This window comes from Treponema primitia, from assembly GCF_046533075.1.
GTDB classification, from domain to species: domain Bacteria; phylum Spirochaetota; class Spirochaetia; order Treponematales; family Breznakiellaceae; genus Termitinema; species Termitinema primitia_B.
In genome coordinates, this window is sequence record NZ_JAJQRB010000091.1 from 1 (window position 1) to 24,028 (window position 24,028).

A 24,028-nucleotide genomic window follows, 5' to 3' on the forward strand; every position below is an offset into this window, starting at 1 on the left:
CACCCGTTCCCATTTCGAACACGGAAGTTAAGCCCTCTTACGCCGATGATACTGCCCTCCAGAAGGGTGGGAAAGTAGGTCGTCGCCAGGCTTTTTTATTTATAGTGGTGTTACACCCGTTCCCATTTCGAACATGGAAGTTAAGCCCTCTTACGCCGACGCTCCGCCCCGCTGCCTAGCGGGGCTGTTAATAAATTTCCTCTATGCGCGCGACCCGGAGGGTCGCATGATACTGCTCCCCAGAGGAGTGGGAAAGTAGGTCGTCGCCAGGCTTTTTTATTTTATAGGCGTTTACTTAGCAAAAAATAATAACCGCCAAGTCGAAAAAGGCGCAGAAGGAAGGGGAAAAGAGAAGGGGTTTCCTTAAATACTTCTTCGCCTCCTTCGACTTGGCGGTTAAAAATCCATAGGAGATTTTTAGCAGGATTCCCGCAGTAAAAGCTTGGCCTTAAGTCGCAGTGATTCCTGATTAAGTTCTTTCCCGTTGATACGGTCAAAAAGACGGGCTGCGGCAACGGCGCCCATGGCCTCTCCCGGCTGGGCCATTACCGTGATTTGGGGACTGATCATGGAAAGCCAGATATCATCGTCAAAGGAGATAAAGCCCATGTCTTCGGGAATTTTGACAGCCATATCCTTAAGGCAGGTATAAGCCCCGATTGCGGCCATACTGCTTCCGCAAAGTACCGCTTCTACCGATAAATCCAGAAAATGCTTCATAATAGTATAGGTCTCCGCATTGCGGAGTTGAGAGGTTACCAGGGATGAACCATGGGCTAACCCAATGAGCTGAGGATTTACTTTAATATTGGCTTCCGTCAAGGCCTGTTTATACCCCGCAACCCGCTCCAACATGGTCTTATCTTTTCCGGTCGCTTTTCCCGTAGGGTGATAATTGAAGGAGATTAGACCTATTTTCCGGTACCCCCGGCTCAAAAGATGTTTTGTCGCTTGATAGCTGGCTTCTGTATTATCCAACAGAACACAGTCATAAATACATTTTTCCGGCTGCCGGTCTACAAAAACAAGAGGGAAATTAGGGGGCAATAGGTCTTTTATATAATCGCAGTTATAGCTGGTAGGCGCAATAATCAAACCATCGGCGCCCCGAAGATAGAGGGATTCGACATTCTTAATCTCCATGTTCTTTTGTTCCGCCGAATCCATTAAGCTCAGTTGATAGCCAAGGGAATTGGCTGTCTTCTCAATTCCCCTCAAAACATTGACAAAGAGATATTTTTCTATGTTATTGATCACTATGCCGATTAGCCGGGATCTTCCGCTGCGGAGGTTCCGGGCAATGGGGTTAGTTTTAAACTTAAGCCGGCGGATGGCCTGTTGGACCTTTCGGGAAGTATCTTCAGAAACAAAGCGTGTCCCGTTAAGCACATGAGACACTGTTGAAACAGATACCCCAACGGCATCGGCCACATCACTCATGGTTGATCTTCGGAAGGCTTGGTCTGGGAGTAATTTTTCTGGTTTATTCACAATGTCATTATGATATTCTGATTTGCCCTTTTTGTCAAAAGAATTTTAAAAAAATTTGTTGACTTTAAAAAAATACTGTGATATGATAAGGAAATCGTTGACGCAAGCGATTTTCTTGCATAAAAGAGGCCTTTATAGAGGTTCCGGATAATCGTTTGTTAGGAGTGGTTTTTGAACTCTGCTGATATGTTTGATCATCATCCATATTAAGCGGATTGCGAAGTAAAATCATTTTGGAGGTAGACATGAAAAGGTTGCTTGTAATAGGAATGGCTTTATCCCTGATGCTGCTGGCTATGTCCTGCGGTAAATCATCTGAAACAAACAGTTCGCCTGCGGCGGCGGGGACTACGGCAAAAAGTAGTACCGCAGTTTCTGCGGGAGGATCCGGGGTTTATAAGATTGGAATTGCCACCAGGGAAATAACCAATGACTATAACCGTGACATCATCAGCAGCGCCCAGAAGGTTGTTGAGGGCGCCGGGGGAAGCGTGGTAATTGCCGATGCCAACGCCGATTATCAGAAGCATAACGAAAATATTGAGAATCTGATTAATTCAGGCATTGACGGACTGATCATCCAGTTAGGCGATGCTCAACAGCTTACACCCATTGTGGCCAAGGCTACCGCGAAAAAGATTCCGGTGATTTGCGCCGGTGTTGGCGCTCCCATCCCCGGTGTTCTTTCGGATTTGAACGGCGATAACCCGCTGCTTACGGTCCTGGCTGCGGATGCATTGTTGTCCGCCGTCGGCTATAAGGGCACCATTTATGTGGTGTATGTACCCGGCGCTCCGTTGCTCGAAACCCGTCGGCGTATTTTCCAGTCAATCTGCGCTGACTTTCCGCAGGTAAAACTTATTGATGTACCTGCGGAACACAATCCCGCCAAGGTACAGACCCAAATTGAAGAAATCCTGACGGCAAATCCTGTAAAGGGCAGCATAGCCGGTGTTTACGGAACCTATGATATGTTGGTTTCCGGCGCTAATGAAGCTATCCGCCGCGCAGGCCGGGACGAAATCAAGGTTATCGGTATTGATGGTGATAAGATTGCTTTCCAGATGTTGTTGCAGGATGGAAGTCCCTTCGTAACTACCGTTGTACAGGATTCTCCTGGTATTGGCCGGCAGTGTGCGGAAATTCTGCTTGGAGTTCTGAATGGTAAAATAGATCCTTCTACGATAGCCCCCCAAATTCCGGCTACCTGTTATACCGCAACCAGGAAGAATGTTGTTGAAGCGGTAGGATTGCGCTGGGGTGAAGGCTTCTGGAATGATGTCCAGATTAGTAAAGATGAAATTATTGCTAAATATCCGCAGACTGATCCGGTTCAAGTAGTCAGTCCGACGGTACCTTAAGATTATTTTTTAAGGATGGATTCTGATGGGTGTGGAATATAGTCTACAATGCCGGAATGTGTGTAAAAGTTTTGGCGCAAACCGGGTGTTGCAGGATGTAAATCTGGATGTGATACGCGGGGAGGTTCATGCCCTGCTCGGACAGAACGGCGCCGGTAAGTCTACCCTTGTAAAGATCCTTACCGGTGTTTATTCCCGGGATGTGGGGGAAATAATAGTAGACGGCGAAAACGTTCGCCTGGAAAATCCCTCCGATGCCGAACGGCTTGGTATCGCTATTATTCATCAGGACCAGCAAATGGTGCCCCAGTTTGATGTAACCCGGAATGCATTCCTGGGGGTGGAGTTAAAAACACCCCTGGGAAAACTGGACTTCAAGACCATGGCCGTTAGGGTTACAGAAAAACTAAAGTTAATTAATGTTTCTTTTACTGCGGATACCCAAGTCAGCAGTCTTACCGTAGGGCAGCGGGAACAGGTAGCGATAGCGGCTGCCCTGCTGCAGAATCCAAAAATTCTTATTCTTGATGAACCTACTGCTTCTTTAAGTATTCCTGAGGTTGAACATTTATTTGAAATCATTGCCATGCTTAAAAAACAGGGCGTGACGATCATTTATATCTCCCATCATTTGGATGAAGTGTTTCGTATATGCGATAGTATTACGATTTTGCGGGACAGCAAGGTGCAGGGTAGTTTTCCGATTAAAGAAATTACCCATGAAAACGTAGTAACCCTGATGATAGGCCGTAAACTAGAGGAATTTTTCCCGAAAACACCGGTGGAAAAGGGCAAGGTATTGCTGGATGTAAAAAATTTAAAAAACGGCCCTTTGGTACAGGGGCTTAATTTTAAATTGTATGCCGGTGAGATCCTCGGTTTTGCGGGACTTGTTGGCGCAGGCCGAACCGAATCCCTTCTGTCGATATATTCCGCCGGCCGCAAGGTCGAGGGAGATATTTCTGTAGAGGGAAAGACCTTTATTCCAAAATCCCCTCTCCATGCCCGTAAACAGGGTTTTGCTTTTATTCCTGAGGATCGCCGTAACGAGGGCATTGTTAGTGATTTAAGCATTTCACAAAATCTTTCGTTGGCTTTTACCGGTTCGTTGGCAAAATGGGGAATTATCAGGCGGCCGTTGGAAACGAAATTGAGTAATACGGTTATTAATAACCTGGCGATTAATTGTACCGGTCCTCAACAGCGGGTAGGGGATCTTTCCGGGGGCAATCAGCAAAAAGTGGTGATAGGGCGTTGGCTCGAAGGTAATGCCCGGATATTCGTGTTTGATCAGCCTACTACCGGTGTGGATGTGGGCGCTAAAACAGAAATATACCGGCAAATGGTAAAATTAGCCCAAAACGGGTGTGGCGTTATATTTATTTCATCGGAAAATGAAGAGCTCCTTGGTATGTGTGACCGGATACTGGTTATGGCTAAGGGGCGTATTGTAAAGGAACTGGATCGCAGTGAAGCAACAGAGGAAAAATTGTTGTTCTGGGCTTCCGGCGGCGAACAGGGAAAATAGGGACGAAACGCAAATGGTACAATCACAAGCAGCGGGAAAAATACAATCCCCATGGATACGTTTTTTGTCAAAACGGGGAACCGGTATCTGTATGGTACTGATACTGTTAATCCTGGGTATCCGGGCGCCCCTCTTTTTTTCGCTTGACAATTTAATGGATGTACTTAAGCAGGGAGGCATCCTTACACTGCTCTCCCTGGGGCTTACTTTGGTACTTGTACCCGGGGGATTTGATATGGGTGCAGGCGCCACCATGCAGTTTACCTGCAATTTGGCGGCGGCGCTTATTTTAAGCGGCATAGCTCCAATGTTTACGATTCCTGTGGGAATACTTTTAGGTTTTGGAGTAGGACTTTTTAATGCTTTTTTAGTGCTGGTCATGCATATACCGAGTTTTGTCGGTACTTTAGGTACTATGTTTGTGCTCCAGGGTTTGACGCAGCTTGTTAATAAAGGTCAGGTAATGAATATCGGAATCAGACCTTATTTTACGGCCCTCGGTCAGGGACATATTGCGTTTATCCCCATCATCTTTATTATTGTGTTGGTAATGATGGTGATCATTAATTATTTCCTTAAGCATACCCGTACCGGTCTCCGGATGTATGCGTCAGGGCAAAATCCTCAGGCAGCGGCAATTCGGGGTATTAGTACGGCTAAGTGTATCCTTATTGGTTATTTGCTTTCCGGAGCTATGCTTGGTTTTACAGGGGTAGTTCAATGTAGCTATATTTATGGTTCCACGCCTATTATCGCCGGTATTGATTTTCTTATACAAGCGTTGGTAGCGGCATACTTGGGGACTACTTTTTCGAAAACCGGTGAGTTAAGTATCATTGGCAGTACTATCTGCGGCCTCTTTGTTGCGGCATTATCAAATGCGCTTATTATTAACGGTATTTCAAACCGTCAGATTTCAGGTGTTCTGGGCGTAGTGCTTATTGTCTCGATTTTAATAACCGTCATTCACAAACGTGAAATCGGGCAGGTTACAATTTTCTAGGGTCAAACTGATAACACTGGAGGTTTATACAGTGAACGATGTCCGATTGACAAAAGGACAACCATCTTCTCGGTTTACCAATTTTCTGCGGCAATACGGCGCCTTGATCGGAATGGTAGTGGTCCTGATAGTTTTTCAATTTATCGATAAACGGTTTTTTAATCCCAAGAATATTCTGGGGGTGCTTAATTCAAGCACTTTTCTTATTTTATTGTCCTTGGGGATTATGATGACCATGGCGGTACGGGGAATTGATCTTTCGGTAGCCCAGGTAGCGGATGCATCAGGAGTAATTGTTGCCATGCTGATTCTGAAGGGATACCCCATCCCGTGTGCAATTTTAATTGCCGTTGGTTTTGGATTAGCAGTAGGGCTTATTAATTGTATTATTATTTCCTATTTAGGGGTTCCTGCAATTATCGGTACTTTGGGTATGATGTTTATAATTCGCAGTATCGAACTTTCGCTGACAAACGGCGCCCAGCCGCAGATCCTTTTTACCCTGTCCCCCCGGCGTATAGGAGCTTTTAATTTCATAGGGCAAGGACACTTCGGACCGATAACGGTACTGATGATACTCTGTGCAATACTTTGTATTGTGTTTTACTTTTTAAAAGAACGTTCAGTTTTAGGACGCCACATGGATGCAGTCCAGGGTAATGTGCGTGCGTCAATACTGTCGAGTATTGATGTCCGTCTTGTATTTGGTCTGGCCTTTGTTTTTAGTTCAATTATCTGCGCTATTGTCGGGGTTATGCTTGTTTCCCGCTCGGGAAATGCCGTTCCGCGTGGTGTCGAAACTTATTTGACCGATTGTTTTGTAGCTGTTTATGTGGGAACCCTGTTTTCCAAAAACCGGCGTTTTAATGTAATAGGGACAATTATTGGCGCCCTGTTTGTAGGTTTTTTAAGTAACTTTTTTACGTTAATTGGATTTGGAGCGGCATTGAAAAATTTATTCAATGGGATCTTTATTATTTTGGCCGTTGCACTGAGTGTACTGCAGAATAATAAGCGATAAGTCATATAATGGAGGTACGGAAATGTTAAAAATTGATGCCCATACACATGCAGGCGAGGGAGCCGCAGTTTGGAGTGGAAAGCAAATAGTTGAACGCATGGATACTATCGGAATCGACAAGACAGTAATATTTCCTTTTACCGAAGGTTTTTTCCACAACCATGATATCCCTAAATATGTCTCTGAATTTCCCGATCGATTAATACCATTTTGCGCTGTAAACCCGTGGGAAAAGAAAAAGGCGGAGGAAGAACTTGATCGCTGCTTCAAATCCGGATTTAAAGGGGTTAAACTGCATCCGCAGCTTTGCGGATTCAGATTAAGTGATCATGGACTCTGCGATCCGCTTTTTGAAATTGTACAAGCCCATGGCGCTGTTGTAATTGTACACGGAGCTTCCGACCTTTATAACTGTCCGCTGGAATTTGACAGAATGGCGCGGCGTTTTCCAAAGGTTCCTTTAATTATGGCGCATATGGGGTTTTTTTGGGAATGGGAACTTGCTACTGAAGTTGCAAATGAAAATAAAAATGTTTATTTAGAAACTTCCCGTGTTCCGCCCTTTGAAACTGCAAAGGTTTTGGAAAAGACTTCTGCTGAGAAAATGATGTGGGGTACTGATGGTCCATTTGCCAATTATGAAATGGAATATCAAAAGATTGAACGTATATCAAATAATGATAGGGAATTTGAACAAATAATAGGCGGTACTATTTCAGGACTGCTGGGGATTACCGGATGATAAAATTTGTCGCTTTATTTGAAAAGAGCAAGGAAAAAACAGCATCCAATGAATTGCTGCTTAGGCATGTTGCTCATCTTAAAAATTTAAAAAAAGTTAATCATCTTTTTTTATGCGGACCATTGAGAAACAGTAACAAGGTAATACAAATCATTTTGGCCGATGATATTGAGGAAGCGGAAAAATATCTTCGGATGGACCCCTTTACGGCTGAAGGAATATTTGAAACATATACGGTCTTTGAATTAAATGAAGCCAATGATAATAACAATTGGCTGCTTCCTTCATAAGGGTTTGTCTTTAATACCCCGGCGCCTTGCTGCGTTGGGGATCATTTAAAACGCTTGACCATATAGTCCCATGATTCCATGTGATGACCAAACCAGAGTTCGTAGCCTATACCTTGGTAGTATTTAAGCTTTGCAATAGTGTTGAACCATGCTTCAGTATTCCACATAAGACCGCAGCCATAGAGGTTATTCTCGAGATTGAAAGGCGTGTAACAGGCATCAGCACAGAGTATAAGCGGCTTATCATAATCCGGGAGTCGGACAATTAATGATTGGTGGCCGGGAGTATGACCGGGTGTTGCTATACAAACAAGAGATCCATCCTGAAATACGTCAAAGTCAACGGTATCGGGAATTTCAAGATAATTATAAAATCTGGTATCCTTAAGATCATTAAGAACGTAAGTATAACGCTGGTGCAAAGGCGGCCACCAGCCATATTTAAGTTCCGCCGACCTGACAATAAACTGAGCCTTTGGAAAAGACATCATTTCACCCGTATGGTCAATATGAAGGTGGGACATAATAACATGGGTAACTTCCGCCGGATCAATGCCTGCCCTCTGTAACTGAAATGGAAGACAGTCATCCTTTTTTATGTTAATCTTTAGGATATTTTCAATTGACTTGCCATACCAACTTTTTGGATCATCCAAGCCGCGGTGATTATGTCCGGTATCAAAGATAACGGTACCCTTGGGATGACGAATTGCAAATGCAGGAAGTGGATGTTCATAGGGGATACCCCAGTGCATATTGTCCATTGTTCCCTGATCGACCACGTATGTCCCGGTTGTAAATGGAAATAAAGTCATTTTAATAAGCCCCCTTACAATAGGATAATCTATAAAGTATAAATACACAACAAGAATATTGGGGTCTTGATGACGGCTCACGGACGCCCCCCGCCGGGACTTCTTCATCGTTGTCAAAGGGGCGGCGTAGGGATGGCCGTCCCGGAAGGTACTTTCCACGATGATTTCTTGTATTAGCGGCCCGTAGATGATATGCTTACTTATCCGAAAATAATCGGAGGATAAGAAAAACTAAGCCCTGAAGGATATATAATGAACATAGCCTTTGGTCATACTAATATGGATTTGGATTGCCTGGGGTCCCTGATTCTGGTGAGGAAGCTTTTTCCGGAGTACCGGCTGGTGCGAAGCCGGCTTATCCATCCTGAAGCCCAGAACCTGTATGATTTTTATCAGCAGTACTTTGATTTCCTGGACCCTAAGGATATTGAAACAGAGGTAATCGAGAATATTGTCATTGTGGATACCTGCATGGCGGAACGGGTGGGGGAATATTTCAGCCATATACGGAATTCGGCGCCGGATATACGGATTTACGATCATCACCCTATAGAATCCTGCAATATTCAGGGTGCAAAAGTGGAGGGGGGGAATTACGGGGCCAATACTTCCTTCCTGGGGAAATTGGCCATGGAACAGGGGATACGGCTCCTGCCCGAGGAGGCGACCATTGCCCTGACAGGTATCTATGCCGATACGGGGCGGCTGATCTTTGAAAATGTCAGCCGGGCGGATTTTGAGGTTTCCGCCTGGCTCATGGATATGGGGGCTTCGTTAAAGCTGGTTAAGTCCTTTCTGGAAACCATCCGCGAGGATGCTCAGCTGGCGATCCTTAACCAGGCTTTTATGGTCCTGCAGCCCCGTATTATCCAGGGCCATGAACTGCTTCTGAGTTACCTTGAGTTGGGTGAAAATACCCCGGGTCTGGCGGCGGTGGTAGAAAAGATCATGGAAATACGGAACCCCGATGCGTTTTTTGCCCTTTTTGCCATTCCGAAAACAAAAACGGTGCTCCTTATAGCCCGCAGCCAGAAGGCTAAAATCAACCTCCATGAGCTGCTTCACGTCTATGGCGGCGGGGGGCATCAGCTGGCGGGTTCGGCGAAGATAAACGGGCGGGAGGGACCTGAATTTTTTGAAGAATTTCTGGACTACCTGGAACAATCCCTAACGCCGGCCACCCGGGCCGCCGACATAATGACCCGGGATGTCCACCGGGTGAGCGAAACCATGAGCCTTTTGGAGGCCTCCGTTTTTCTGGAAAAGGCGGATCTGACCGGGGCGCCGGTACTGGACGCTGAGGGAAATGTAAGCGGCTTTATCAGCCTCCGGGATATCATGAAGGGACGTAAGGCGGGGGTGATGAAAGCCCCGGTACGGGCCTATATGTCAAAGCCTGCGGTGACCGCCGGCAGTAACGTTACTATGCGGGAAATAGAACGTATTTTTTACAAGCACCATATAGGGCAGCTTCCCATTGTGGAGGATCGTAAGCTCCTGGGTATCCTTACCCGCTGGGATTATCTGCAATACAGAAAACGTCAAGTCGGCCGGGAAGCTTAATAATCAAATGGCAAATACTTTTTTTTCCGATATGATAAACAACCACTTTAACCCCGCAGCGGTTTTGGATATATCCCAGGGCGGTAAAGTTTTAGTTATCAGCGACTTCCACATGGGCTGCGGCCGCAGGGACGATCTAGCCCAGAATGGGGTCCTTCTAACGGAGATGCTGGATCACTACTATTTAAACGGAGACTGGACTATTGTCTTAAACGGCGATATTGAGGAGCTGCAGCGTTTTTCCCTGGAGAGCATTAGGGAACAATGGCCAAGGCTGTACCAGCTCTTTGATAAATTTAACGCCCGGGGACGGCTTTATAAAACCCTTGGGAACCATGATGAGCAGCTTATCTTTGAAAAAAAGTATCCCTACGCTCTGTATGATGCGGTGCTTATTGAGACCGGCCTTATCCCGCTCTATGTGTACCACGGGCATCAGTCTTCCAAGATTTATACCAATTATAATAAGCTGCTTCAGATCGGAATACGCTATCTTCTCAAGCCTCTGGGGGTTCGGAATATTTCATCCGGCCGTAGCCCCTTCCGGCGGTTCCATGTAGAAAAACAGGCCTATGATTTCTCCCTGGCGCATAACTGTATCTCCATCATCGGCCACACCCACCGGCCACTCTTTGAATCCCTGGGGCGTTTTGAATTTATTAAATTTGAGATTGAACGCCTGTGCCGGGATTATCCTGTCTCCCTGGGGGAGGATCGGGAGCGAATCGCAGAGGAGGTGCGGGCCCTGCGCGCGGATCTGGGGAAGCTGAAGCGATCGGAAAAGCGGAATGCTATGCGGGAGAGTCTCTATGGGGATGATCTTCCCGTACCCTGCCTATTCAATTCCGGAAGCGCCATAGGCAGAAGAGGTATTAACGCTATTGAACTGGACAGGGAAAAAATTTCCCTGGTGTACTGGTTTGTCCAGGGTGAGGGGAAAAAATTTGTCAACCGGGGCCGTTACCCGGTATATATACTGCCGGGTACTAAATACTGCCGTACCGTCCTGAATCAGGACCGGTTCGAGTATGTGAAGGCGCGGATAGAACTGTTGGGAAATCCTCCGGAAATAAACACCGCTTGGGATTAGGGTCAGACAAATTTACTTTTGATGAGGGAAAAATAGTTTTCCGCTTCCTCGGGGCTTTCCACCGCCTTGTCCGGTTCGTGGTATTCGATCAGGTGGGGGGGGATTTCCGCCAGGAAAGGTGAGGGGACACAATCCGCGGTGCTCTGCAGGCGGCGCCGTTGGAGACAGCTGGTGATAAAGAGCTTGTCCCGGGCCCGGGTGATGGCTACGTAGAAAAGACGGCGTTCTTCTTCAATGGCGCCGCTTTTTTGGTCTTCGTCCCCCTCCTCCATGCTCCGCTCGTGGGGGATGATGCCATCCTCGGCGCCGGCGATAAAGACCACGGGGAACTCCAAGCCCTTGGATGCATGGATGGTCATGAGGTTCACCTTCCCCTTGCCCGCCTCATCATCCCCATCGTCCCGGGTAATTAAACTAATGCGGTTCAGGTAGGCGTAGATGCTGGGATCGAAGTTGTCCGGGTCCTTCTCCCAGGTTTCCATGGACTGGATGAGGCTTTCTATGTTGAGGAATTTCCATTTGGCCATCTTATCATTTTTACTGTACTCCGTTACCAGGTAGGACCAGTAATCGATGCTGTCCACCAGGGCCCGTGTTTTTGCTGATAACCCCCGCTTGCCAAGCATCTCCTCCCGGTAAGTTTCGATGAGGGTCATGAATTCGTCGATCTCCGCCTTGCCCTTGGCGGCTTCCTGGAAAAGGGTGTCCGGAGAATAGCGGAGTTTTTCCATGGCGTCCCACAGGGTGGAATGATTTTTCCGTGCCAGATCCATCAGGGCTCCTATGGTAGTTTTCCCAATGCCGCGCCGGGGGGTGTTAATGATTCTGAGGAGATTCACATCATCGTTGGTGTTGGCGATGAGCCTGAGATAGGAGAGAACATCCTTAACTTCCTTGCGCTGAAAGAAGCTGGTTCCCCCGGAAACCCGGTAGGGGATATTCTCCGCCAGGAACGCTTCCTCAATGCTGCGGGTCATGGAATTGGTTCTGAGCAGCACCCCGAAGTTATCGTATTTGAGCTTATCCTGGATCATGATTTTTTTTATTCCGCTGGCAATAAAGTCCGCTTCTTCACTTTCGTTTTTAGGATGAAAGAGCTCCACCGGTTTGCCGCCCTTGTTACCGGACCAGAGCCGCTTTTCCTTACGGTTAGTATTGTTGGAGATGACGCCATTGGCTGCCTCTAGGATGGTGGTGGTGGAACGGTAGTTTTGTTCCAGTTTGATCTCCACCGTCCCCGGGAAATCCTTTTCAAACATGACGATGTTTTCGTAGTTGGCCCCCCGCCAGGAATAGATGGACTGATCATCGTCCCCAACCACACAAACATTGCGGTCCGCCAGGAGCCGCATAAGGCGGTACTGGGTAAAGCTGGTATCCTGAAACTCGTCCACCATGATGTAATGGTAACGGCTGCGGTACTTCTCCAGGACTTCGGGATGCTTTTCGAATAGTTCTATGGGGAGGGTCAGGAGATCGTCAAAGTCCAGGGCGTTGTAGGTCTTCAGGCTGTGCTGATATTCCTTATACACCGGTTCGTAGGCATCGTTGGCGCCGTCCCCCCATTTAAAGCGCCCAATCTTGACGTTGGAGAAAAGCTGGCCCAGGGCGTAGAGGTCCACCCCTTCGGTGGAGAGCCGGCATTCACGGAGGCTTTCCTTGATAGCGGAGCCTCGGTCCGTTTCATCGTAGATAGAAAAATTCTTCCGGTATCCCAGGTGTTCTATTTCTTCCCGGAGTATCCGTACCCCAAAGGCGTGGAAGGTGCTCACCGTCAGGTTCCGGAGCTTTTTCTCCGTCAGTTCCTTGACCCGTATTTCCATTTCCCGGGCAGCCTTGTTCGTAAAGGTGAGGGCCAGGATGGCGGACTGGGGTATCCCCATTTCCAGCATGTAGGCGATACGATAGGTAATAACCCGGGTCTTTCCGGAACCGGCGCCGGCGATGATGAGTACCGGCCCTTCGATTGTATTAACCGCCCGGAGCTGCTGGTCGTTCAGTTCCGCTTGAAGGTTTAGTTTAGACACGGACTATACTTCTTTTAAAAAGATACGGAGGGCCTGTATGCCCAGGAGCATCACTGCGGTAACGATGGCCCCGGCTGTAAGCACCCCGAGGATCACGGCGAGCATGGTTTTCCGCTTGCTCAGGCCCAGCACCCAGGACCCCAGGGTTCCGGTCCAGGCGCCGGTTATAGGCAGGGGGATGGCCACAAAGACCGCGATTCCAAGCCAGCCCCATTTTTCCACCTGGGCATGGAGTTTGACCCGGGCCCGTTCCACAAAGCGGTCAAAGAATTTTTCGTACCAGACCATTTTAAGAAAAACCCTGTGCAGGGTGGAAAGGAAGATCCAGCAGGCCGGCGCCACCAGGGCGTTGAGACCGGCGCAGTACAGGTAGGCCCAGTACCAGGGTATCCCATTGGCAATGGCGAAGGGGATGCCCCCCCGGAGTTCTGAAATGGGCAGGAAAGAAAGCAGTGCGGTCCAGAGGAGTATTACAGGGGTATTCATTGGAGAAAGTTTAGCAGAAAATGCGGAATGAATAAAGCGTTTTGGACGGCGGCGCTATAACTATTATTGTCCCGCCAGAAGCTTGGCGATAGCCTTTCCTGCTTTGCCCCGGTGGCTTCAGCCATCGGCCAGAAGCTTGGCGATGGCCTTTCCAGCCTTGCCCCGATGGCTGATTTGGTTTTTTTCTTCTGCGGTAAGTTCCGCCACGGTGCGGCCAAGTTGGGGGAGGTAGAGGATGGGGTCGTAGCCGAAGCCGCCCGTACCACGCTCTTCCCGAACCAGCTCCCCCTCCAGGGTTTCCTGGACCAGGTAGAAGCGGTCTTCGCTGAAGAGGAGTACCATGGCGCAGACGAACCGGGCTTGGCGGCGGGGATTGTCCCCAAGTTCTGATCTGCTTTGCAGCTCTTGGAGGAGCAGGGCGTTGCGGTCCCGGTCGCTGAGCTTTTTACCGCCCTCGATACTGCCATACCGGGCGGAGTAGATGCCTGGCCGGCCGTCCAGGGCGTCCACGCAGAGGCCGGAATCGTCGGCAATAACCGGGTCCTGGGAACCGCATCCGCTTGCCAAGACCAGGCGGCGGAGTTCACGGGCTTTTATCAGGGCGTTTTCCCCAAAGGTGGCGCCCGTTTCATCGGGATCGAAGGGGATTCCTTTGTCGGCGGGGATTTTTATGATGTGCCCGGGCAGAATGCCTGAAAGTTCAGCCCTTTTATGGGAATTGCCGGTGGCAAACCAAATCGTCATAGGGGTATACTAACATGAATTATGCGGATGGGAAAGGATGAATAAACAGAGCGTATTGAAAGAATATTTTGGGTATACCACCTTTCGCCCCGGCCAGGAGGAGCTTATCGACGCCATCCTGGCGGGCCGGGATGTGATGGCGGTAATGCCCACCGGCGCGGGGAAATCTATCTGCTATCAGATCCCGGCGATACTTCTGGATGGGCTTACGGTGGTAATCTCTCCCCTGATATCTCTTATGAAGGATCAGGTAAACGCCCTGCAGGAAGCGGGGGTAAGGGCGGCGTACCTGAACAGCTCCATGGGGAGCGCCGAATATGGGGAAATTCTGCGGGGCCTGGCCCGGGGAGAGTACCAAATCCTCTATATCGCCCCGGAGCGGCTCCTGCGGGAGGATATCCTGGAGCAGATTGGGGATACCCCCATACCCCTGGTGGTAGTGGACGAGGCCCACTGCGTTTCCCAGTGGGGCCACGATTTCCGTCCCAGCTATCGTCTTATCGCAGAATTTATCCGCCGTCTTCCGTCGCGCCCCCGGTTGGCGGCCTGTACCGCCACCGCCACGGCAAAGGTTAAGGAGGATATCCGGAGCCTCCTGGAACTGAAGGATCCGCTTTTGCTGACCACAGGATTTGACCGGCGGAATCTCTACTTTGGGGTTGAAAAACCAAAACAGAAATCCGAGGCTCTCCTGGGGTATCTGGAAAACCATAGGGGTCAAAGCGGTATTGTCTACTGTTCCACCAGGAAAAAAGTGGAAGAAGTTTGGGAACTCCTTGGCCGTTATGGTTTTGCCGCCACCAGGTATCATGCGGGGCTGGAAGACCGGGAACGCCATGAAAATCAGGACGATTTTATTTTTGACAGAAAAACCATCATGGTGGCCACCAACGCATTTGGCATGGGGATAGACAAGTCCAACGTGTCCTTTGTGATCCATTACAATATGCCCAAGAACATTGAAAGCTATTACCAGGAGGCGGGCAGGGCAGGCCGGGACGGGGAAAATGCGGAGTGTATCCTCTTTTACAGCGGTCAGGATGTGCGGATCAATACCTTCCTGATCACCAACAACCAGGAGGAGGAGAACGAACGGGATGAAAAACAGGTGGAGCATAATCTGGAACTTTTAAAACAGATGACCTTCTACGCCACCGGTTCCGACTGCCTTCGCGCCCGGCTCCTCGCCTATTTTGGGGAAAAAAGTCCCGGCTATTGCGGCAACTGTTCCAACTGTAAAACTACCTTTGAATCCGTGGACATCACCCTGGAGGCCCGGAAGATTATTTCCTGTGTTTACCGCTTAAAGGAGCGGGGCCGGAATTTTGGAAAAATTATGATCATTGATATTCTGCGGGGCAGTAAAACGAAAAAGATCACTTCCCAGAGTCTGGATACTCTGAGCACCTACGGGATCATGGCGGATACCGATGCCCACCGAATCCGAAATATCCTGGACTATCTTATCGATCAGAAATATCTAAGGGTGGAGACCGGGGAATATCCCGTGGTGGACCTTGGCGATAAAGCCCGGGAAATCATTGTGGAGAAAGCGCCCTTAACAATGATGCTGCCCGCCGTGCTTCCCGTTTCGAAGGCTGCCCCTACTCCCGTGTTTCAGGCGGAGTTAACGGCTCGGCCTGCGGATGAGTCAAACAGCTTTGCTGTTACCAAGATCTACACCAAACCGCGGTCCGCCGTCCCGGACGCAGCTCCGGTGGACGAAGCGCTCTTAACAAAGCTCAAGGACCTGCGCCGGGAACTGGCCCAGGCCGGCCATGTCCCCGCATACATCGTATTCTCCGACGCCGCCCTGCGGGACATGTGCCGCAAACAGCCAACCACAAAGGCGGCGTTCCTTGGGGTATCCGGCGTAGGCGAAGTAAAGATGGAGAAGTACGGCGAAGCCTTTACTAGGCTCATAGGGGAGTATGTACAGGAGGGTGAAAAATGAAAGATAAGACTATGGGTGAAATACTGCCTATACAGGATATGATTCACGAAATTCGCGGATGTAAGGTGATGATTGACAGTGACTTGGCACGGTTATATCAAGTTGAAAACAGATCGTTAAATCAAGCGGTAAAACGTAACTTGGGGCGCTTTCCTGAGGATTTCATGTTTCAACTTACAAAGGAAGAATGGGAAAGTTTGAGATCACAATCTGTGATCTCAAAGCTTCCGGAACAAAGAGGCGGGAGGCGGATTGCACCCTATGCCTTTACCGAACAAGGCCGATTGGGTTTAGAGCTTCTCCAGCTTCAACGTGATGGTCGGCTGATCGCAGATCTCCGCAGGGCCGTAGTATTGTATGGAGCCGGGGTAGACAAAGCTGGTTTTGACCGACCATGTTTCCCGTTCGGCGGCAAAGGCTTTGAAGGGTTTGCCGTCCAGCTCTACCAGGGCCTTCCGGATTACCGGTTTGTCGGCGCCGTGGCGGTGTTCCATGTTCATCATCATGGTTAGGGGGACCCCGCCGGCTATCCACTGGTCCGCAGGGGCAACCAGGTTCTTTACGCTGGAAAGGTAGCCCGTAAGGCCCGAGGCGATGAGTACAAAGGCGCTGAACCCAAGGCTGTAGCAATAATCGGCGTCGAAGTTGGTGGGGAAGGCGCAGCGGCCTTCGTAGCCAAAGAAATGGCCCAGGGCGCTGAATTTGCCCTTGTAGGTTCCCGTTTTTTTAAGATCCCTCAGTTTGCTCTCCGTCATGCCCATGAGTAGTTTTTCTGTTTCGATGCGGGATACCTGAACATTGCCGTGGGGGTCACGGTCCATGAGGAGTTCCTTGGCAATTTCCTCCGGAAGGCTCTTGAAGAGATACCCCGAGGGATCCGAAAGCTGCGTTACCAGCCAGTTGGTCTGGGCATGAAAGCTTCCCTGCTCGGAAAATTCTTTTTCCTTATTGGCCATAATATCGTTCAGTTCATCAATGAGCTTTTTCATTTCCGGAATGAATTCAACCAGCCCCTCGGGGATAAGCACCACCCCGAAATTTTCCTTGTTGTCCGCCCGTTTAACCACGGAATTGCATATCTGATCCACCACCTGACCCAGGGATAACTTCTTGGCCTCCACTTCTTCGGAGATGAAGCAGATATTCGGCTGGGTTTGGAGGGCGCACTCCAGGGCGATGTGACTGGCGGAACGGCCCATGAGTTTGATAAAGTGCCAGTATTTCTTGGCGCTGTTGGCGTCCCGTTCAATGTTTCCGATAAGTTCGCTGTAGGTCTTTACCGCCGTATCGAACCCGAAGGAGATTTCGATATTTTCATTTTTTAGATCCCCGTCTATGGTTTTAGGGCAGCCGATAACCTGTATGTTCGAGCCCCTGGAAAGGAAGTACTCCGCCAGAAGAGCAGCATTGGTGTTGGAATCGTCACCGCCTATGATTACCACCGCGTCAAGCCCCAGTTTTTTGGCAGTTTCCAGGGAAGAAGCAAACTGTTCCGGACTTTCAATCTTGGTCCGCCCGGAACCGATCATGTCGAAGCCCCCGGTATTCCGGTAGGCGTCCATCATGGGGCCGGTAATTTCCACACTTTTATTATCAATAAGGCCGCTGGGGCCTCCCAAAAGGCCGAAAAGTTTTGAACCGGGATTCCCCTTCTTAAGGCCGTCATAGAGGCCGGCGATTACATTATGTCCCCCCGGGGCCTGACCGCCCGAAAGGATCACCCCCACGGAAAGTCTGCGGCTTATGGTCTCATTCCTGCCCGGTACAAAGGCGGCCAGTGGTTTGCCATAGGTTTCTTTAAAGCGGGCTTTCAGAGCGTCCTGATCCGATATGGATTCGGTGGGGTTTCCTAACTGAACTGCTATTTCTGTTACCGGCCTGGATAAGCTGCCGGGAAGTTTTGGTTTGTAGGTATAGCGGACTCTTTGCAGCGCCGACAATTCCATGGTGTACTCCTTTGAAAAACTTGAATAGGATAGGGGAATAGTATACCAAAACCAGGGAGGAAATTTCAAGTTCTAATTGGGAATAACTGAGCATCGTGAACTTAAACAGATTAAAAAACCGCGAAGGCGCAGAAGGCGCAGAAGGCGCAGAAGGAAGGGAAAAGAATTTAAATTAAGAAAAAAAAGAAAGATTACAGGGAAATCTTATATTTTTCCTTCCCCTTTTTCGACTTCTGTGACTTTGCGGTTAGAAATTTCTTCATGATAGGTAATCATGATTGATTTGTGGGTCAATTTGTGGTCCGTGGGTTTTCAGCCGATGGTGGTGCCCAGGAACTTTTCGCCCCGGAGTATCTTTTTAAGATTTTCCAGGTCGCGCCCTGCGGCGCAGATAACCCGCAGGCCGAGCTCCGCGGCGCGCCGGCTTGCCACGGGGTCGAAGGGTACATTCTTGCCCGGGGTCCATTCATCCCCAACCAGGGTACGGAAATCCGGCCAGGAGATGGCGTCAATCGGTTTTGCCTGGGGGTTTTTCTTGGGATCATCCGTGTAGACCCGCTCAATGTTGGAAAGATTGATCACCGAGTCCGCCCGGAACCGTTCCGCCAGAAGTACGGCATCGTTGTCCGAGGAGAAGCCCGGTTTCCAGCCCGCAGCCACCAGAACTTTCCCGGTCATATCCACCGCTTGGGTGGGGTCCGTAACCACATCCTGGGAACACCACGCACCCATAAGCGCCCGGACCAGCTGGGCGTTAAGCCTGGTAGCCATGACCCCGATCCAATCCGCCTCGTTATTTTCGGCTTTTTTGCCCGTAACTGCGGAGATTTCCCGGTAGGCCTTCTGGTAGACCCGGGCGGGCCCGCCGCCGCCGACCACAAAGATGAAGCGCCGCTCCGCATCGGTCTCGAGGAATTCCCGGATCAGGGAGACAAAGTTTTTTAAAAAAGCTTCGTCCACCGCATCGGGGGCTACAATAGAACCGCCCAGAGAAATGACCGTTATCATACCATGCTCCTTAGGGATAATTTTTCATTGATAGTAGACACCGTTGATTGTAACGTCACTCCACAGGGATGAATAGGACTCCAGACCCCCCACGGCTTCTTCCCAGAGATTCTGCAGGGCATAATCCCTTTCCCGTACGGCCACCCGGCCCCGGGGATCCATTTGGGAGAGGGTGGTAAAGCCCCGGGAGAAGCTTATCCGCTGGTTGTCCAGGTTGCCAAAATAGTAGTTTGCCCTATCTGCCCGGAGTATAAAAGACGACGGAGCGGCTCCCGCTCCCAGGGCGGGGTCCACGGGTATCCAGCCAAAACCATCTATCCAGAATTCGGCCCAATAATGGCGGCTGAGCATACGGTTCCGGTCCATGAGGACCCCGGAGATGGGAATAGCAGGTATACCTGCGGAACGTGCCATGGTACAGAAGAGCAGGGCAGCCATATAGGGGTCCGCCTTTTTTTCTTCCAGGGCTTCCCGGGGGCCTCCCGAAAGCTCGTCCCACTGGATTCCCCCTTTGGTGAGGAGGTACTCGTAGATACGCTGAGCCCGAATATAGGGGTTCTGTTCCCTACCTACAAGGGCGGCGGTCTGCTCCTTTATCTGGGGATCATCCGAAGGGATCTGGAAGCTTGGCGCGGTATAGGCAGCCCTAACCGGAGAGGCTAAGGAAGCGCCTCCGCCGGAGGCGATTGTCATGGAATTGGGCCTGATATCGGTTTCTACCGTATAAACCTCCACCAAATAGGACAGGCTGATCCCCGTGGCGGTATCACTTTCTAAATTTTGCAGTTGAAAAAGGGTGGTTCCCCGGTAATTTTCAATGAAGGGCTCCACATTACGGGATAGGATCTGGATATTCTGCTGGGAAGCGGAATTGACCGGCCGGGGAAGCCAAAGGTAAAGGCGGTTTGGCCCCTCCGCATCCTGAACCCGGATATCCACGGCGTAGGAGATAGCGTAATTTCGTTTGTCCTTGTAGGTCTTGGTTCCCGGTTTGCCGGTGATGTCGAAAAACACCGGCCTGGCGTTTCCCCGTGGGGTACGGACCGTGAGGTTCCCTCCGATAGCCCCGTCCGGAACCCTGACCCGGATTTCCCGCTCACTCCAAAGCTCATAACCAAATTCGGTTTCCGAAACCTCTACTAAACCCGGACCGCTTACCCCTGCCGCCGCCGCCGGGGACGGCTCCGCATCCCAGGCAAAAAATACCCCGCCTCTTTCCCGGGAGGCGCCGAAACCGCTTCCCCGGATGGTTACCGCGGAGCCCACCGGCCCGGCCAGAGGCTCTACCGAAAGGATCTTGGGTCCGATACCGATATTTTCCCCCTGGATGGTCTGAGGCATTGTTAACCGGTTAGAAAACAGGGCGGAGTTACTTTTTCTATTATTCCGGTAAACACAGACCAGCCCGGAATCCCCAAATTCGGGGATCCGTACCAGAATCCGGGTATCGGTCCATTCAATGTAGGATGAAGTGGTGGGGGTGATCCCCCCTATGGTAACGTAGGATTCTTCCCGGGTATTCCCAAAATTTTCTCCCGTTATGGTAAGGACCTCCCCCATTATCCCTATCCGGGGATTAATCAAATGTATCCGGGGCTGCCGGTCCATACATGAAAAAAAAAGGAGTATAAGTGGAAATAAAAAGAGCCGTCTCATTCCGGTAATGCATTCTCCGGAGTAGAACCGCTTGCCGCCGCGGTGGATGGCGCCAATTCCCCTCCGGCGGTTTCCGTATAGGGGCGCAGTTCCAGTTGAATCTCTATATGGGCTTCATTTTCGGAACTTACCTTCCCCAGGGGGAAGAAGTATATCTGCTCACCAAATTCCATGGGGATGGACTGAAGGGTCGTCTGGTAACGGATCCCCAGGTTGGGCACATTTATCCAGATCTGGCCTTGGGCAACCAGAAGGCTCCGCCCATTTTCCTGCTGATAGGGGGTGAACTGGGCGAAAACCACGACATTTTCCCCGATAAGCTTAAGACTCACGGGCCTTCCCAGGATAGTTATCTTTGAGTTGATGGAATTCCAGATTTCACCCTGGTTTTGCTCCACTATCCTGGCAACAATGTTCAGCACCACCGCCCGTTCCCGCAGACCGGGTATAATACTATCCTGGGGAATTTCCTGACCGGAAACTGCCACACCAACGGCTAAAAACAGCAGCCCGCCGACAAAGGTAAGTCTCTGTAAAGAAAGGTGTTGGTTCATCGGGATCCTTCGGACTCTCGTCCGCCGGACTTTCGTCCACTGTTCCCGCTGTAATCCGCAGCCCTGATCATGGCCGGTTCTCCGGAACTCATAAAATTTCTGCTTTCCGGCAGGCGGATAATTACGATATCCGAAGAATCATCACCCTCCAAATATTGTAAAACCCCATTCAAATCTGAAATAGGCATAATTGTTTGCATATCCAGGGAGGTCAGGGCTGAATCTACAGGAGCGGCGCCCGGAGTGGTTTTAAGGAAGAAAAAGCTGAAAGTGAAGATCAGCGCCGCAGCGGTGGCAACAAGCAGGGGCAGGGGCACCGTAACGGAGCGGCCCCAAATCTGTACCGGATACTCCCGGATCGCCGTTTCGGGGCTGCTCATCCGCTGCCAGACTCGTTCCTTTAGAGCCATTGTAGAGGGCTCATCCTCCAGGGTTCCGGAAAGCTGCCGGAACTGTTCCAAACTGCTGCTGCAGTGGGAACAATCCTGAAGATGGGCTTCCAGTTTTTCTTTCCAGGGAGAGGGCAGCTCCCCATCGTAATAAAGGGAAAGTATTTGAGGATCAGGACACATATGAACCATCCTTATGGAAGGGATCTTCCGCTTTTAAGAGCCCGGCCAAACGTTCCCGGGCTCTGAATACCCGGACCTTCACATTACCTTCGCTAATGCCAAGAACTTGGCCAATTTTTTTATAATTAAGATCTCCATATTCTCTTAAAATTAAAACCATTCGTAAATTTTTCGGCAATTTTCGCAATGCCTCCTGGACTGCCTCTTTGGATTCCTTCTTTAGCAGTGTGCTTTCGCCGGTCTCCGGGCTCCGAATATCTTCCCGAAAGGCCTTTTGATAAGCCCTTCGTTCTCTGTCCTTACGTTTTGCGTAATTCAGGGATGCGTTTGTCGCCACCCTGATAAGCCAATACTTAGCCTCCTCGGAGTTGGGGAAAACCATCTTTTTTTCATACAGCCGGAAGAAAGCATCCTGACAAAGGTCCTCTGCAGCTTCCTCGCTGTTGGTTATACGATAGACCACCCGGAACAAAATAGGAAATACGGTATCGTAAAGCCTACGGAATTCCGCAATGGACTCATCCACCCCTGATCCTAAAAACAATTTATCCCCTTGGTTGTTACATTATTCTATAGTTAAATTAACCGCAGCGAAGTTTCCCGCGCAAATTAGATCCGGCGCCAAACGGCGCCCTTTGGACCATCTTCCAGCAGAATTCCCCGCTCTTTTAGGGTATTCCGTATGCGATCTGCGGTGGTAAAATCCTTTGCCTTTTTCGCCTCCGTCCTTTCCGCTATCAGCGCTTCAATTTCCGCTATTTCCTCCGGGCTTCCCCGGTCTGTATCCAATCGCTTCTCCGCTTCGGCGGCCGCCCGGGCGAAGAGTTCCAGCCCCAGTATACGGTCCATCTCGAAGGCCGTTTGCAGGGCATCCGTACTTTGTACGGATCCATCGCGTAGCAGCCCCCAGAGTTCCGCCAGGGCCCGGGGTGTGTTAAGGTCTTCATCCATGGCTTTGTTAAAAGCCTCAAGATAGGTCCCCGCTTTTCCCTGGGTAACCGAATCCGGCAAAGCCCCTTCATTAGAGGGAAGGTTCCCGGTTTTCTCCGCCAGGACCCGTATACGGTCTCCCAAGGATTTCCGGGCGTTCCGAGCGCCATCCAGGGCCTCATAGGAGAACTGGAGTTGGCTGCGGTAGTGGCCCCCCAGGAGGAAATACCGATAATCCAGAGCATCGTAGCCATCGTCAATCAGGGTCTGGAGGGTGAGAAAACTCCCGGTAGATTTAGACATCTTCCCCTTATCCAGTATAAGAAATTCGTTGTGAACCCAGTAATTTACCCAGGGATGCTTTTTGGTCGCCGCCTCGCTCTGGGCAATCTCGTTGGTATGGTGAATAGTAATATGGTCGATACCTCCGGCGTGGATATCAAATTGTTCCCCCAGGTACTTAATACTCATGGCGGAACATTCGATATGCCAGCCCGGATACCCCCGGCCCCAGGGACTTTCCCAAACCAGGGCCTGGTTTTCAAATTTACTTTTGGTAAACCAGAGGACAAAGTCGTAGGGATTCTTTTTATTTTCATCCACCTCGATCCGGGCCCCCGGCTTGCGATCCTCGAGGTTGAGAAGAGCCAATTCGCCGTAGGAAGAGAACTTGGTGATATCGAAATAGAGGTTTCCCCCGGCGGAATAGGTAAAGCCGTTAGCCTCAATACGCGTGATCAGGGCGATCATTTCCTGTATATGCTCCGTAGCCTTGCAGACCACCGTGGGACAGATGATATTCATCCTCCCCGTATCGTTGAAAAAAGCCTTTGTATAGAAATCCGCAATTTCCAGGACCGTCTTGCCCCGTTCCTCCGCAGATTTTACCATTTTGTCGTCCCCACTATCGTTATCCCCGGAAAGGTGCCCCACATCGGTGATATTCATCACATGGGTTACGGTATAACCCCGCCGTTGCAGGGTCCGTACCAGAATATCGTGGGTAAGGTAGGCCCGGAGGTTTCCGATATGGGCATAATTATAAACCGTGGGGCCGCAGCCGTAAAAGCCGACCTCGTTTTGTCTAATCGACTCGAAAATCTGTAATTTTCGTCCCAGGGTGTTATAGAGGGTAAGCGCCATGATTTACTATAGGGGGAAAACGCGAAAAAATCAAGGGCGGTCTGTGTGGGACCGGAAACAACTGCTCTTTTTCTCGGATTTATCGGCAAATCGGGAGGGAAGAG

The 24,028-nt window shown here is 50.0% G+C and carries 21 protein-coding genes, 1 pseudogene and 1 other annotated feature; of the genes and pseudogenes, 10 read left to right on the forward strand and 12 right to left on the reverse strand.

Annotated elements, in window-relative coordinates; translation table 11 throughout:
* Positions 1-196: a sequence feature (most likely nonfunctional fraction of RNA operon), on the forward strand.
* 221 nt (positions 197-417) lie between these two features.
* Positions 418-1,491 (reverse strand): LacI family DNA-binding transcriptional regulator, encoded by a 1,074-nt coding sequence (locus LQZ19_RS19170; RefSeq protein WP_411049300.1) that lies wholly within the window; start codon positions 1,489-1,491, stop codon positions 418-420.
* Positions 1,492-1,736: 245 nt separating this feature from the next.
* Here LQZ19_RS19170 and LQZ19_RS19175 point away from each other — a divergent pair, with 245 nt between their 5' ends.
* The 6 genes from LQZ19_RS19175 to LQZ19_RS19200 are packed head-to-tail and all read left to right on the forward strand — an operon-like array spanning position 1,737 to position 7,436.
* On the forward strand, positions 1,737-2,852 hold the full coding sequence (locus LQZ19_RS19175; protein ID WP_411049301.1) for a sugar ABC transporter substrate-binding protein: 1,116 nt from the start codon (positions 1,737-1,739) through the stop codon (positions 2,850-2,852).
* Between the two features lie 25 nt (positions 2,853-2,877).
* Positions 2,878-4,380, forward strand: coding sequence for a sugar ABC transporter ATP-binding protein (locus LQZ19_RS19180; RefSeq protein ID WP_411049302.1), 1,503 nt, complete (start codon positions 2,878-2,880; stop codon positions 4,378-4,380).
* 13 nt (positions 4,381-4,393) lie between these two features.
* Positions 4,394-5,383, forward strand: coding sequence for an ABC transporter permease (locus tag LQZ19_RS19185; RefSeq protein ID WP_411049303.1), 990 nt, complete (start codon positions 4,394-4,396; stop codon positions 5,381-5,383).
* Between the two features lie 31 nt (positions 5,384-5,414).
* A complete protein-coding gene (locus LQZ19_RS19190) occupies positions 5,415-6,404 on the forward strand; it encodes an ABC transporter permease (RefSeq protein ID WP_411049304.1) in 990 nt (329 codons plus the stop codon).
* A 22-nt stretch (positions 6,405-6,426) separates the two neighbouring features.
* On the forward strand, positions 6,427-7,146 hold the full coding sequence (locus tag LQZ19_RS19195) for an amidohydrolase family protein (RefSeq protein ID WP_411049305.1): 720 nt from the start codon (positions 6,427-6,429) through the stop codon (positions 7,144-7,146).
* Complete coding sequence (locus LQZ19_RS19200) at positions 7,143-7,436, forward strand: YciI family protein (RefSeq protein ID WP_411049306.1); 294 nt, start codon at positions 7,143-7,145, stop codon at positions 7,434-7,436. Before LQZ19_RS19195 ends, LQZ19_RS19200 begins: the two co-directional genes overlap by 4 nt.
* 41 nt (positions 7,437-7,477) lie before the next feature.
* On the opposite strand, the gene LQZ19_RS19205 is transcribed toward LQZ19_RS19200, so the two are convergent.
* Positions 7,478-8,332 (reverse strand): N-acyl homoserine lactonase family protein, encoded by an 855-nt coding sequence (locus LQZ19_RS19205; protein ID WP_411049307.1) that lies wholly within the window; start codon positions 8,330-8,332, stop codon positions 7,478-7,480.
* Positions 8,333-8,503: 171 nt separating this feature from the next.
* Between LQZ19_RS19205 and LQZ19_RS19210 the strand changes: the two genes are divergently transcribed.
* Entirely contained in the window at positions 8,504-9,814 is a 1,311-nt protein-coding gene (locus LQZ19_RS19210; RefSeq protein WP_411049308.1) for a CBS domain-containing protein, read from the forward strand.
* Positions 9,815-9,821: 7 nt separating this feature from the next.
* A complete protein-coding gene (locus LQZ19_RS19215) occupies positions 9,822-10,904 on the forward strand; it encodes a metallophosphoesterase (RefSeq protein WP_411049309.1) in 1,083 nt (360 codons plus the stop codon).
* 2 nt (positions 10,905-10,906) lie between these two features.
* On the opposite strand, the gene LQZ19_RS19220 is transcribed toward LQZ19_RS19215, so the two are convergent.
* From LQZ19_RS19220 to rdgB, 3 genes are all read right to left on the reverse strand, one after another.
* Positions 10,907-12,931: an ATP-dependent helicase gene (locus LQZ19_RS19220; RefSeq protein ID WP_411049310.1), complete on the reverse strand. Its 2,025-nt coding sequence runs from the start codon at positions 12,929-12,931 to the stop codon at positions 10,907-10,909.
* Between the two features lie 3 nt (positions 12,932-12,934).
* The gene (locus tag LQZ19_RS19225) at positions 12,935-13,417 is read right to left on the reverse strand and encodes a COG2426 family protein (RefSeq protein ID WP_411049311.1); all 483 of its coding nucleotides are present in this window, start codon (positions 13,415-13,417) and stop codon (positions 12,935-12,937) included.
* A gap of 117 nt (positions 13,418-13,534) precedes the next feature.
* Positions 13,535-14,161: an RdgB/HAM1 family non-canonical purine NTP pyrophosphatase gene (gene rdgB, locus LQZ19_RS19230; protein WP_411049312.1), complete on the reverse strand. Its 627-nt coding sequence runs from the start codon at positions 14,159-14,161 to the stop codon at positions 13,535-13,537.
* 37 nt (positions 14,162-14,198) lie between these two features.
* Between rdgB and recQ the strand changes: the two genes are divergently transcribed.
* Complete coding sequence (gene recQ / locus LQZ19_RS19235; RefSeq protein ID WP_411049313.1) at positions 14,199-16,115, forward strand: DNA helicase RecQ; 1,917 nt, start codon at positions 14,199-14,201, stop codon at positions 16,113-16,115.
* Positions 16,116-16,153: 38 nt separating this feature from the next.
* Positions 16,154-16,390: pseudogene (locus LQZ19_RS19240) on the forward strand (ORF6N domain-containing protein); the annotation flags it as partial.
* A gap of 15 nt (positions 16,391-16,405) precedes the next feature.
* Here LQZ19_RS19240 and LQZ19_RS19245 read toward each other — a convergent pair.
* The 7 genes from LQZ19_RS19245 to cysS all read right to left on the reverse strand — a co-directional run bounded on the left by LQZ19_RS19245 (position 16,406) and on the right by cysS (position 23,924).
* A complete protein-coding gene (locus LQZ19_RS19245) occupies positions 16,406-18,061 on the reverse strand; it encodes a diphosphate--fructose-6-phosphate 1-phosphotransferase (RefSeq protein ID WP_411049314.1) in 1,656 nt (551 codons plus the stop codon).
* Positions 18,062-18,373: 312 nt separating this feature from the next.
* The gene (pyrH, locus tag LQZ19_RS19250) at positions 18,374-19,069 is read right to left on the reverse strand and encodes a UMP kinase (protein ID WP_411049315.1); all 696 of its coding nucleotides are present in this window, start codon (positions 19,067-19,069) and stop codon (positions 18,374-18,376) included.
* Between the two features lie 24 nt (positions 19,070-19,093).
* Positions 19,094-20,677, reverse strand: coding sequence for a transglutaminase domain-containing protein (locus LQZ19_RS19255; RefSeq protein ID WP_411049316.1), 1,584 nt, complete (start codon positions 20,675-20,677; stop codon positions 19,094-19,096).
* Positions 20,678-20,721: 44 nt separating this feature from the next.
* Positions 20,722-21,279, reverse strand: a complete 558-nt coding sequence (locus LQZ19_RS19260; protein ID WP_411049317.1) for a hypothetical protein — start codon at positions 21,277-21,279, stop codon at positions 20,722-20,724.
* The gene (locus LQZ19_RS19265; RefSeq protein ID WP_411049318.1) at positions 21,276-21,851 is read right to left on the reverse strand and encodes an anti-sigma factor family protein; all 576 of its coding nucleotides are present in this window, start codon (positions 21,849-21,851) and stop codon (positions 21,276-21,278) included. Before LQZ19_RS19265 ends, LQZ19_RS19260 begins: the two co-directional genes overlap by 4 nt.
* Positions 21,841-22,395: an RNA polymerase sigma factor gene (locus LQZ19_RS19270; RefSeq protein WP_411049319.1), complete on the reverse strand. Its 555-nt coding sequence runs from the start codon at positions 22,393-22,395 to the stop codon at positions 21,841-21,843. The genes LQZ19_RS19265 and LQZ19_RS19270 overlap by 11 nt, the downstream gene beginning before the upstream one ends.
* Before the next feature lie 65 nt (positions 22,396-22,460).
* Entirely contained in the window at positions 22,461-23,924 is a 1,464-nt protein-coding gene (cysS, locus tag LQZ19_RS19275) for a cysteine--tRNA ligase (protein WP_411049320.1), read from the reverse strand.
* Between the last annotated feature and the right edge of the window lie 104 nt (positions 23,925-24,028).